This is a genomic window from Actinobacillus minor NM305 (assembly GCF_000175195.1).
GTDB lineage: Bacteria > Pseudomonadota > Gammaproteobacteria > Enterobacterales > Pasteurellaceae > Haemophilus_A > Haemophilus_A minor.
In genome coordinates this window covers 12,967-24,960 of record NZ_ACQL01000109.1, presented here as the reverse complement: position 1 = coordinate 24,960, position 11,994 = coordinate 12,967, and the positions used below count along the sequence as shown (strand labels likewise).

Sequence of the window (11,994 nt, the reverse complement as noted above, 5' to 3'; positions counted from 1 at the left end):
GCGGGTCGATGTGCCCGCTCTTTTTCACTTCTTCCGTTTTGATAATCTATCCACCAAATCGCCCTTGCCTAAATACTGTGCTTCATCAAATTCAAAAACAGGCAAGCCTAGCTTAAAGCGCATCGCTAATAACCGAAGCCCAAAGCCTAAAATTAATGTGGCGATAACCACGACATTTTGGTTCAACCCTATTTCTTGCAAGCCGATATAGATACAAGTAGAGAGAAACGCAATACTGGCATAGAGCTCTTTTCGGAAAATCAGCGGAATACGATTACACAACAAATCTCGTAACACGCCCCCAAAAGCGCCCGTTACTACCGCCGCTACACAAGCGATCACTAAACCATACCCCATATCCAAGGCAACTTGTGCGCCAATAATCGAAAACACAATCAGCCCAAGGGCATCTAATACTAAAAAAATCGTGCGGAAATAACCTAAAAAAGGCGCGATAAACATCGTGAAAACGGCTGCGCCTGCCACGATGAGCAAGTACTCCGGATGTGCTACCCAGCCTAACGGGTAGTGTCCTAATAACATATCTCGTACCGAACCACCACCAATAGCCGTTACTGAGGCAATAATAATCACACCGAACATATCCATTTTTTCCCGACCGGCAGCCAATGCCCCTGTAATCGCTTCTGCAGTAATCCCAATAATATAGAGCGTTAAAAGCAACATTCGTAAAAATTCCTATAAAAATGACCGCTTGTATTATACCTACAAGCGGTCATCTTTTAAGATAATTTTACAATTTACAAACTCGTTTATTCTTTTGGTAAGTGTTTAATCGCTGCGATTAAGCCACCCCAAATAATCACTAACGCCACGAGCATCATAATAATTGCTGAAGTACTCATAATTCCTCCTACTCAAAATTTTTATCAACTTTATGTTCGGCAAGATTTAAATCTTTCCATTTTAGGCGAGAAAGCAAGAATGCTGCTACCAATAAGCTGATTGCCATGCCCCAACCAAAGGTATTTACAAACCAACGAGGATAGCCTTCATAACCTTCAGTAAACACTTTTGCCCCTTCACTGAACAACATAAATGCAAGAATACCGGTGGTAATCACGATGCATAAACGCCATACAAAACCCACTTTAAATGATGAGGTCGCATTGATATGTCCACCTAATAAACCGAGTTTCTCATTTGCCACAATCGCAATTAATGAAACAAATGCCACCGCAACAATACCAAAGTAGTTTACAAATTTATCCATCACATCTAGCATTTGTAAACCGGTTGTCGTTCCAAATAAAACGGTTGAAACGATCATCATTGGCACACCTACGATTAAAGTTGTTTGTACACGTCCAGCTCGTAATTTATCTTGTACTGCTGAAATGATTACTTCGATCACTGAAATAAACGATGTTAATGCTGCAAAAGTTAATGAACCAAAGAATAATACACCTAATACGGAGCCTAAAGGTGCTTCATTGATAATGGTTGGGAAAGCGAAGAATGCTAAGCCGATACCACCTTTAGCGACTTCGTGAACCTCTTGCCCTGCCGCAGTTGCCATAAAGCCTAGTGCTGCAAATACACCGATACCTGCTAATACTTCAAAACTTGAGTTCGCAAAACCAACAACTAACCCCGTACCTGTTAAGTCCGAATCTTTCTTCAAATATGAAGCATAAGTAATCATAATCCCGAAACAGATTGAAAGGGAGAAGAAGATTTGACCGTATGCAGCAATCCACACACTTGGATCAGAAAGTTTTTCCCAGTTTGGCGTGAAGAGCGCATCTAAACCTTTTGCCGCACCCGGTAGAGTTAAAGCGTAACCCACTAATGCTACAAACATCACAATAAGCACCGGCATTAAAATGCCTGAGGTTTTTGCAATCCCTTTTTGAACACCAAATGCCAATACCGCAAGTGCAATAATCCACATTGCAAGTAATGGGCCAACCACCATGCCGACAAATTCAAAGCTCACGCCATTTGCAATATCGCCCATTTTTAAGAATTCGCCTACAAAGAAATCAACAGGCTTCTCGCCCCATGCTTTTGTGAATGAGAAATAGGTATAAACTGCTGCCCAGCCAAGTACTACGGCATAGTAAAGCCCGATAATGACGTTTACTAACACTTGCCACCAACCAAAGGTTTCAAAATGTTTGTTAAAACGGCGATAAGAAAGCGGCGCACCACCACGATGACGATGACCAATCGCAAAGTCTAAAAAGAGAAGTGGGATCCCTGCGGTTAAAAGCGCCACGATATAAGGGATCATAAATGCACCACCACCATTTTCATAAGTGGTATAAGGGAAACGCCAAATGTTTCCTAATCCGACAGCCGAACCGATAGCCGCCATAATAAACGCTTTACGACCAGCAAAGGTCTCACGTTTTGGTTGAGTTGTTTGATTAGACACGAGAAAGTTCCTCTAAAAAATAAATCTATTTGCTTTAAGTCAAAAAAGTGCGAAAAATCGCAAACTATTGAAGAATATGCCTAAGCGGAAAAAAAGTAAAGGAAGAAAATATAAGAAATAACGTGCATTTTGGGTTTTTTATAGTTAAAAATTTCGCACGATAACGTTTGCGTTAGATTTTAAAACTAATAAATTCAATTTTTTAGATTTATTACTCAGTTTCATTTTAGAAAAATAGTAGGATTATTTCTTTTTTAATTGAGCAAAAAACAAGCGGTGGAATTTGTAAATCACATTGCAAATTCCACCGCTTGTAAGTTAAGTATGCTATTGCTCTAAAATAATCGGCTCAACTTTTGCCTGTTTAACCATATTATCTGCCACTTCAAGAATGGTAACTTTTAGGTTATACAGTTCGAATTGCGTGTCCTCATCGGGAATTTTTTCAAGGTGTTCTAGAATTAAACCATTGAAGGTACGAGCATCTTCTAACGGTAACTGCCAGCCGAAGAGTTTATTTAAATCACGTAGATTTGCTGAGCCTTCGATAATGACTGAACCATCTGATTGAGGCTTCACTTCTTCCTCTAAGGTTGGTGCAGTTGAAGTGGTAAATTCGCCGACAATTTCTTCTAAAATATCTTCGAGTGTGACCAAGCCCTTAATATCGCCGTATTCATCTACCACTAAGCCGATACGTTCTTTATTCGTTTTAAAGTTCATCAACTGAGTGGTAAGTGGTGTGCCTTCAGGAATGAAATAAACGTTATCCACCGCACGAACAAGCATCTCTTTTGTGAACTCATTTTTCTCTAACATTAAACGGAAAGCCTCACGAACGCGTAGCATACCGAGAATGTTTTTATCCATATTGCCTTTATAAATCACAACACGGGCATGAGGTGCGCTAGTAAGTTGGCGCATAATGGCTTTCCAGTCGTCATCAATATCAATTCCGCCAATATCATTACGAGGCACCATAATGTCGTCCACAGTAACTTTTTCCATATCAAGGATAGAAATCAGCATATCTTGGTGCTCGGTTGGGATAAATTTCCCCGCCTCTAATACCACACCTCTTAATTCTTCTGCGCTTAATCCGGTGTTTTCATCTTTACGAATATGCAGTAATTTCATTAACGCATTGATGATTAAATTCATCAAAAAGACGAGCGGTAAGAATAATTTTTTTAGCGGTGTGAGAATATAACTGACAAAAAAACCGATACGTTCCGGGTAAATTGCCGCTATGGTTTTTGGCAGAATTTCAGAGAAAACTAACATCACAAAAGTTAAGATACCCGTTGCTGCAGCCACACCCGCATCGCCGGCAATACGCATACCAATCATAGTGGCAATCGCTGAAGCAGCAATATTTACTAAGTTATTACAAATGAGAATAAAGCTTAGTAATACATCGGTTTTTTCAAGCAGTTTTTCCGCAAGTTGAGCGCCTTTGTGTCCTTGTTCGGCAAGGTGCTTCATTTTATAGCGGTTTAAAGACATCAGTCCTGTTTCAGAACCAGAGAAGAATGCAGATAAAAGTAGAAGAATTGCTAAAGTAATAAATAAACTACTCAGGGGGATACTGTCCAAAATTAAAATCCTTAATCAAAAATAACGTATTATAAAGTACCGAAAGTACTCAGATTGCAGACAAACCCAAATAAATAACATTGTTGTAGGGGCGAAATATTTTTCGCCCTAAACAATTAAAATATTTTGATAACCAAAATATTTCAAATTTTTTAAATAAAAAGGTTTGTTAGTAATCTAAGTACTACAAGTACTTTTCCTAAATAAGATGGCTACCAAAATAACCAACACTTAATAAAAGCATGCCTAAGATTGAATAAATCAGCACTCGATTTCCTCGCCAACGCAACTTCCATTGCCCAAGCAATTGAATGTTATACACTATCCAAGCGGCAAAAGAGAACATCGCCTTATGCACTTGCTCTGGCGCAAAAAAGTTATGGAGATAAATCATTCCGCTGACTAAGGTCACGGTTAAAAGTGCTTGAGCTGCAAGTGTTAATGTGAAAAAGTGGCGTTCTACCGTCATCAAAGGTGGCAACATTGCACAAAAGAGCATTTTCTTACTCTTCAATTTATGATCTAACCATTTCAACTGAAACGCATAAATCAAGGCTAGGAAGAAAAGCGCATAAGAAAAAAGCGCGATACCTAAATGAAAAATCAGCCCGGCATTTTCAGACAAATTTTTCGTGAAATGCCCCGTTGAAATCAGGGTAACTGCAACACTACAAATACCATAAGTATAAACCACCATTAACGGGAACCATAATGTTCGCCATTTTGGAAGGGCTAATGTTGCAACTGCACTTAACAGCAAGCTCATCAAAGCATTAACATTAGCAAGGGTAAAGTTTTGCCCATCAGCTAATAGCATCTCGCTTGATACACTTAACAGATGTAAAACAACCGCCAAGAGCCCGATACTAAATACCGCTTTTATATTCGGTTTTTTATCGCTGTTTACTTGATTTTCGAGATTGACCAACGTAGGCACAACCCATAATAAAGCACCGGAATAGGCAATTATTGTTAGAATAGCAAATAACATTTCACGCTCGATAAATTTTGTCTAATTAAGAATAATTTTCAGCTAATGGTAGAATTTAACCATTTTACGATTTTTTAGCTATCTTTAAAGAAAAATTTTTTGAATAATTTAGTTTATATCAAAAAGGCACAGAAGTAAGCGGTCATTTCCGCATGGATTTTTGCAAAAAAGCCGATTTTCCTTTTGACTATTTGACATTCTATCTGTAATATATCGACCCTATGCAAAAGGTAAAACTACCCCTAACTATTGACCCATATAAAGACGCGCAGCGTCGAATGGATTACGAAGGCTACATTTCTGCTAGTCTCCTTAGTCGTTTGGGTGAATCTGTTAGTAACGTGCTAAGCGATGCACAAGTTACTCTCTCGTTATACATCGACCCACAAAAACTGACTGTGATTAAAGGCACAGCAACTGTTGATGTGGAGCTTGAATGCCAACGATGCGGTAACCCATTTACGCAAACGCTCGACTGCACATTTTGTTTCAGTCCAGTGTCAAATATGAATCAGGCGGACGATTTGCCCGAAATTTATGAGCCAATCGAAACTAACGAATTTGGCGAAGTAAATTTACTAGATATGATTGAAGATGAATTTATCATTGAATTGCCTCTAGTCCCGATGCATAACGCTGAACACTGTGAAGTGTCCACGCAGGAACAGGTTTTTGGCGAATTGCCCGAAGAACTGGCGAAAAAACCGAACCCGTTCGCTGTATTAGCTAATTTAAAAAAGAACTAACTTAGGAGTATAGCCAATGGCTGTTCAACAAAACAAAAAATCTCGTTCACGTCGTGATATGCGTCGTTCACACGATGCTTTAACAACTGCTGCAGTATCAGTAGATAAAACTACCGGTGAAACTCACTTACGTCACCACGTAACTGCTGACGGTTACTACCGTGGTCGTAAAGTAATCAACAAGTAATTCCTTATTGGAGTATCACTTGAGTCATCTGACTCTTGCGTTAGATGTAATGGGCGGGGACTTTGGTCCCCGTGTTACTATCCCCGCATTATCACTTGCGTTGGCTCAACACCCAATGCTCAACTGTATCCTGTTCGGCGACCAAGCTGAAATTTCCTCCTATCTCAATAAACTTTCCCCCGATATTCAACAACGTATCGAATTAGTTCATACAGCAAAAGCGATCGAAGCAGACTTGCCTTTTATGCAAGCGATTCGCCAAAGTAAAGGCAGTTCAATGCGTTTAGCAATTGAAGCAGTGGCGAGTGGTAAGGCTCAAGGCTGTGTGAGTGGAGGAAATACAGGTGTACTGATGGGGCTGGCAAAACAGCTGATTGAACCTTTGCCAAACATTGATCGTCCTGCATTAACATCCTTGATTCCGACAATTGACGGCAACTCAAGTGTGATGTTAGATCTTGGTGCAAACGTTGAAGCAGATAGTGAGTTATTGCTTCAGTTCGCAGAAATGGGTAATGTGTTTGCAGAAGTGATGTTGGATTTGGTTTATCCACGTTTAGCGTTGCTCAATATTGGTACAGAAGACCATAAAGGAACGCAACAAATTCGAGATGTACACCAGCAATTAAAACAACGTAATCATCTGAATTACATTGGTTTTTTAGAAGGGGATAAGCTAATGAATCACCTTGCTGATGTGATTGTCTGCGATGGTTTTAGCGGTAATGTTGCACTTAAAACACTTGAAGGCGCAGCAAAAAATATTCTTTCTCTCTTTAAAAAGCCAACGGAAGATTCACATCTTTGTCGTAATACAAAACGTTATTTACTACGTTTAATCTTTTATCGTTACTATAAAAAGCTACAACAGATTAACCCCGATCGTCATAATGGTGCGACATTGCTCGGTTTATCGTCTGTGGTGGTAAAAAGCCACGGTGGAGCGAGTGAGCGAGCGTTTTTCTATGCAATAGACTACGCTATTCAACAGATTGAACACAACATTGGTCATCTGATTTCACAAAAATTACAACTCAAAACAATCAAATAAACTATTTGTAAGGAAAGCAATGCTTCACGAACGTTTAGAAGAATTACGCCAAGTTAAAGCCCAAGAAACACAATTTATTGAATGGTTAAATGACAACCAATTTGAAACACTCAATCAATTTTGCGAGCAACATTATCCTGTTTGGCTAAAATCGAAAGAAAGCGAACAAGAGCTACTACTTTATCCACAAGTCAATATTTCCTCACTGTGCGATATGGATTTTTTATTGTCGAAATTTGCTAGTAAACAAGCTCTCCATGCCAAATTAAAAGCATGGCACCAGATAGCACCTTCTTTTTTCAGTGCCTTTTTACTCGGTGAATTATGGGTAAAGATTGTTGAAGCTGAACGTGGTGCAAGTACTGCAAATCACGTCAGTCATAAAGCGTGGCAACGTGCTCATTGGGCAAGAGATATGGCATTTTATTGGGAATTAACGGCGATTGAGCAAGATCCACAAAAAGTGTGGAGCTATTTCAATTTACTGAACGTAACCGGTTATCTAGGTTTACCGGATTGGCTCTCAGCCTACTGGGCAGATGATGAGATGTTTGCGGATTATATTTACCCGATAGACGAAGCTCGTGCTTTTTTTGAAAGCTATGGCGAGAACGAAATCGTGCCTATGCGTCAATTTCCAACAAGCTTACCAGCTCCAACGGAAGAAGAGCTTGGCTTTCCGCTAAATTACTGGTTTAACCGAATCACAGCAATCAGTCCCTCTTATTTTCGTCCTTATGAGGTGTATCTCTATTATCTTTACCCACGTTGGTATGGGGATGAATATCATGACATTGATGCTTTTCTCGCAAGCCCTGTCTGCCAAGCTTTACCGAAAGAAAAATATAATGCACTGCTGTTCACGAAAGCTTGGGATTCAATTGAATATTTCGCAGAATTCGGTAGTGAAACACAGCAACAGCAAGAAGACCTTTTCAAACAATTACTGCCTTTACCTTATATTAGCCGGGTAAAAGTGAGCCTTTTCTTGCATTATATACGTTTCTGTAACGAATATGTGCTAAATACGGATATAGAACGCCATGCTCGTACTCAAGAATATGCTCAAACGTTGGTGATGACAGCCGAAGAACTGCTTGCCCAGTACGAAAAAGATTTATATTGGGATGATACAACGCATTTTGTGGGCAATATTTGTTGGTGGTTTACCGGCGTTCGTAATGTGTTGGGCGAAGATCATACACAACTACGCAAACGAGTTATTCAACTCTTTGCTTCTCGTTCACCGTTTGTGAAAACTCTTGAAGTGGGTGCAACAGAACTCGGCATTTGGGGCTTTGAGAAAGGTCAGATTGACGTGGATTGGCAAGCACTGATTGCTGAAGATCGTAATGAAAATTTTGATATTGATAATGCTCTTCGCTATTTTGCGATGGACGGCTATGCACAATACTCAATCGCATTATATAAAAAATTAGCAGAACTTGGACACGCGTTTAGCCAATACAGATTATATCAAATTCAACAAAACCTATATCTTCCGGAGTTTTTCGAGCCTTATAGCAACCTCCTTACCGAAGAAGAAGGTGAAGCCTTTTTAGCCAAAGCAGTGGAACAAGGTTTAACTCGAGCTTTAGTCACCTTTGGCGTTCGTGAATATGAACGTTTATGGCCAATGGAAAAACGTCCGAAAGCAGAAGCTGAACGGGCATTATCTGCTCTAAAACAAGCTGTGGAGCTTAAACAAACTGAAGCTTATATACCTTATATCCATTTACTCTATTTAGAAACAGATGCAGGCAAAGAGGATTATATTTTCAGAGAACTCGCACCAGAGTTGATGGTTGATTGTGAATTTAGCCAAGAAGATTTTGCGTGGCTTGCCAATCTGTATGCTGTTGCCTTCAAAGAAGGTTTTGGGGTAGAAAAAAACCGCTATGTGTCGCTCTTTTGGTCAGAAAAAGCTTGTTTATTAGAACCGGATAACGAGACATTCCAACAGTTCTTCAAGGATCTCCGCTCACCAACGGGTATTTTCTTTGCGAAATCCCGTTTTGAGAAAAAACTTGAACGTGATAAAGCACAGATCCCAGAGTGGGTGATGCCCGTAGCTGATCATTTTATTCAACTATCAAGTGCTTACGAAACCTCATATCCACTTTGGGATAATTTTCAGGATGAAGAGGATTTTTAAATATCTAGCACAGCCCTCATATTTATAAACGAATGTGAGCAAGCGGTCATTTACAAATAATTTTTAACAAATGACCGCTTGTCTTTTTATCGGGAATATTTGGTGGAATAAGGGTTTATCGGTATAATATGATCTAATTTTAGAAAATTGAGATAAGAATATGTATAGCAAGATTTTAGCAACCGGCAGCTATATGCCTGCTCAAGTTCGTACAAATGCTGATTTAGAAAAAATGGTAGAGACTTCTGATGAGTGGATTGTTACCCGCTCAGGAATGAAAGAACGCCGTATTGCAGCAGCGGACGAAACGGTTGCCACAATGGGTTTTGAAGCAGCGAAAAAATGTTTAGAACAAGCTAATCTCGATCCGCAAGAGATTGATTTAATTGTGGTTGGCACAACCAGCAACTCTCACGCCTACCCAAGTGCAGCCTGCCAAATTCAAGGCATGTTAGGTATTGACGATGCGATCTCTTTTGATGTGGCAGCTGCTTGTACCGGCTTCGTTTACGCTTTAAGTGTTGCCGATCAATTTGTGCGTACTGGAAAAGTTAAAAAAGCATTAGTGGTGGGTTCTGATCTCAATTCTCGTAAATTAGATGAAACCGATCGTGGTACAGTTGTTCTTTTTGGCGATGGCGCCGGAGCGGTAATTTTAGAAGCCAGCGAAGAACAAGGCATTATTTCAACCCATTTACACGCATCCGCAGATACAAAAGAATCTCTGGTTTTACCTAATGTTGAACGAGGAAATGATCGCTCAGGCTTTATCTCCATGCAAGGTAATGCAACCTTTAAATTAGCGGTAAAACAACTTTCTGATGTAGTTGAAGAAACATTATCTGCAAATCAATTAGATAAATCCGAATTAGATTGGCTTGTACCACATCAGGCGAACTTACGTATTATCAGCGCAACCGCTGAAAAATTAGATATGTCGATGGATCAAGTGGTCGTTACCGTAGATCGTTATGGTAATACCAGTGCTGCCACCATTCCTGTTGCATTAGATGAAGCAGTGCGTGATGGACGTATCAAACGTGGGCAACTCTTGCTTCTTGAAGCCTTTGGTGGTGGTTGGACTTGGGGTTCTGCCCTTGTTAGATTTTAATCGGTGAATATCCATGTCTGAAAAAATTACTTTTGCCGATAAAAAACGTAAAACTGTTGAACAAGCAGAATTTACACCTGATGGTCGTTATCTTCGTAAAGTGCGTAGTTTCGTTCTCCGCACGGGGCGTTTAAGCGATTATCAGCGTGATATGATGAATAATAACTGGGAAAATCTCGGTTTAGATTATCAAAATACGCCTTTTGATTTTGAAGCGATTTTTGGCAACAACAATCCTGTGGTGCTGGAAATTGGCTTTGGTATGGGGCGTTCTTTAGTAGAAATGGCTGAGCAAAATCCTGATCGTAACTATATTGGGATTGAAGTTCATACCCCCGGTGTGGGAGCTTGTATCGCTTATGCCTTGGAAAAAGGCGTGAAAAATTTGCGAGTGATCTGTCACGATGCGACAGAGATTTTGCGAGATAGTATTGCTGATGGTTCATTGGGAGGATTACAGCTTTATTTCCCCGATCCGTGGCAAAAAGCGAAACACCATAAACGCCGTATTGTTCAGCCTGAATTTATTACTCGTGTATTAACCAAACTGTCGCCGAATGGTTTTATCCATTTTGCGACCGATTGGGAAAACTACGCAGAGCATATGCTAGAGGTATTACGCCGGTTTGAACGAGAGCTACACAATACTTCCGAAACCAATGATTTTATCCCTCGTCCAAGTTTCCGCCCTTTAACTAAATTTGAAGAGCGTGGACATAAACTTGGACACGGTGTTTGGGATCTCTATTTTACAAAAAAATCTTTTAACTAATTTTATTCAATAAGGAGAATAAAATGGCGATTAAACGTAATGCGCGTCAGCGTAAAAAAATGCACTTAGCAGAATTCCAAGAATTAGGCTTTTTAGTTAAATTCCAATTTGCTGATGGTACCGGTATCGATCAAATTGATGTTTTGGTTGATCGCTTTATTGAAGAAGTTATCCGTCCAAACGGCTTAGCTTATGAAGGTAGTGGCTACCTTGCTTGGGAAGGCTTAGTATGCTTAGAAAAATTAGGTAAATGTGATGAATCACACCGCCAATTAGTAAAAGGTTGGTTAGAAAACAATAACTTACAAAATGTTGAAGTGAGTGAGTTATTTGATATTTGGTGGGATTATCCTGTTCAAGGCTAATTAAACACTTTTCAAGCGGTCAATTTTTGCAAAAAATCCACAGAAATTGACCGCTTATCTTATCAATGAAAAAGGAAACAAGATGGAATTTTTTGCTTCTGTTCTGTCAATCATTATTGGTTTTTTAACCTTTATCTTAATCCTCCGCACTTGGTTTGAGTTTTGCCGTGTTGATATTCGATTACCCATTTCACAATCCTTATTGCGAATGACATCGCCAATTTTGAACCCTGTGAGTAAATTCATTCCAACAGTAAAAGGGATTAATTTTGCGGCCATTTTAGTGTCCGTATTACTCTTTACCTTAGAAAAATGGATTGTTTATCAAGCGGCTATCCCGCTTGCCGTGCTCTCAGGCATCTTAGGCGTAATTAAAACTTTCGGGCAAATTTTATTCTTTACCACCCTCATTCGTGCGTTAATGAGTTGGGTAACACAAGGTAACCACCCGTTAGACTATACCGTTGCACAAATTACCGAGCCGGTACTTGGCATAATCCGCCGCCTATTACCTCGCACTGGCATGTTAGATTTTTCAGTGATGGTTTTAGGCTTCGCACTGATTTTGTTAAACAGCCTGTTCTATAACATTTTTGGTGTACTTTGGGCGATAGCATAA

The 11,994-nt window shown here is 39.7% G+C and carries 13 protein-coding genes; 8 read left to right on the top strand and 5 right to left on the bottom strand.

Translation table 11 applies throughout. The features are described 5' to 3' along the window. Positions 1 to 24 precede the first annotated feature (24 nt). The 5 genes from AM305_RS08645 to AM305_RS08625 all read right to left on the bottom strand — a co-directional run bounded on the left by AM305_RS08645 (position 25) and on the right by AM305_RS08625 (position 4,988). A complete protein-coding gene (locus AM305_RS08645; RefSeq protein ID WP_005825052.1) occupies positions 25 to 687 on the bottom strand; it encodes a trimeric intracellular cation channel family protein in 663 nt (220 codons plus the stop codon). Between the two features lie 86 nt (positions 688 to 773). Further along, positions 774 to 866, bottom strand: coding sequence for a methionine/alanine import family NSS transporter small subunit (locus tag AM305_RS12055; RefSeq protein WP_005820600.1), 93 nt, complete (start codon positions 864 to 866; stop codon positions 774 to 776). Positions 867 to 874: 8 nt separating this feature from the next. Then, positions 875 to 2,401, bottom strand: a complete 1,527-nt coding sequence (locus tag AM305_RS08635; protein WP_005825050.1) for a sodium-dependent transporter — start codon at positions 2,399 to 2,401, stop codon at positions 875 to 877. A 327-nt stretch (positions 2,402 to 2,728) separates the two neighbouring features. Continuing rightward, complete coding sequence (locus AM305_RS08630; protein WP_005825048.1) at positions 2,729 to 3,997, bottom strand: HlyC/CorC family transporter; 1,269 nt, start codon at positions 3,995 to 3,997, stop codon at positions 2,729 to 2,731. 199 nt (positions 3,998 to 4,196) lie between these two features. Continuing rightward, positions 4,197 to 4,988 carry a cytochrome C assembly family protein gene (locus AM305_RS08625; protein ID WP_005825046.1) on the bottom strand — a complete coding sequence of 264 codons (792 nt, stop codon included), beginning with the start codon at positions 4,986 to 4,988 and terminating at the stop codon, positions 4,197 to 4,199. A 221-nt stretch (positions 4,989 to 5,209) separates the two neighbouring features. On the opposite strand from AM305_RS08625, the gene yceD reads away from it, so the two are divergent. From yceD to AM305_RS08585, 8 genes are all read left to right on the top strand, one after another. Beyond that, positions 5,210 to 5,734 carry a 23S rRNA accumulation protein YceD gene (gene yceD, locus AM305_RS08620; RefSeq protein ID WP_005820589.1) on the top strand — a complete coding sequence of 175 codons (525 nt, stop codon included), beginning with the start codon at positions 5,210 to 5,212 and terminating at the stop codon, positions 5,732 to 5,734. 16 nt (positions 5,735 to 5,750) lie between these two features. Next, positions 5,751 to 5,921, top strand: coding sequence for a 50S ribosomal protein L32 (rpmF, locus tag AM305_RS08615; protein WP_005598552.1), 171 nt, complete (start codon positions 5,751 to 5,753; stop codon positions 5,919 to 5,921). A 19-nt stretch (positions 5,922 to 5,940) separates the two neighbouring features. Beyond that, on the top strand, positions 5,941 to 6,972 hold the full coding sequence (gene plsX / locus AM305_RS08610; protein ID WP_005825042.1) for a phosphate acyltransferase PlsX: 1,032 nt from the start codon (positions 5,941 to 5,943) through the stop codon (positions 6,970 to 6,972). A 19-nt stretch (positions 6,973 to 6,991) separates the two neighbouring features. Next, a complete protein-coding gene (locus AM305_RS08605; RefSeq protein ID WP_005825040.1) occupies positions 6,992 to 9,127 on the top strand; it encodes a DUF4034 domain-containing protein in 2,136 nt (711 codons plus the stop codon). Positions 9,128 to 9,287: 160 nt separating this feature from the next. Next, positions 9,288 to 10,238 (top strand): beta-ketoacyl-ACP synthase III, encoded by a 951-nt coding sequence (locus tag AM305_RS08600; RefSeq protein ID WP_005825038.1) that lies wholly within the window; start codon positions 9,288 to 9,290, stop codon positions 10,236 to 10,238. A 13-nt stretch (positions 10,239 to 10,251) separates the two neighbouring features. Further along, a complete protein-coding gene (gene trmB / locus AM305_RS08595) occupies positions 10,252 to 11,010 on the top strand; it encodes a tRNA (guanosine(46)-N7)-methyltransferase TrmB (RefSeq protein WP_005825036.1) in 759 nt (252 codons plus the stop codon). A gap of 23 nt (positions 11,011 to 11,033) precedes the next feature. Continuing rightward, on the top strand, positions 11,034 to 11,375 hold the full coding sequence (locus AM305_RS08590) for a YggL family protein (RefSeq protein ID WP_005825034.1): 342 nt from the start codon (positions 11,034 to 11,036) through the stop codon (positions 11,373 to 11,375). 82 nt (positions 11,376 to 11,457) lie between these two features. Further along, entirely contained in the window at positions 11,458 to 11,994 is a 537-nt protein-coding gene (locus AM305_RS08585; protein ID WP_005825032.1) for a YggT family protein, read from the top strand.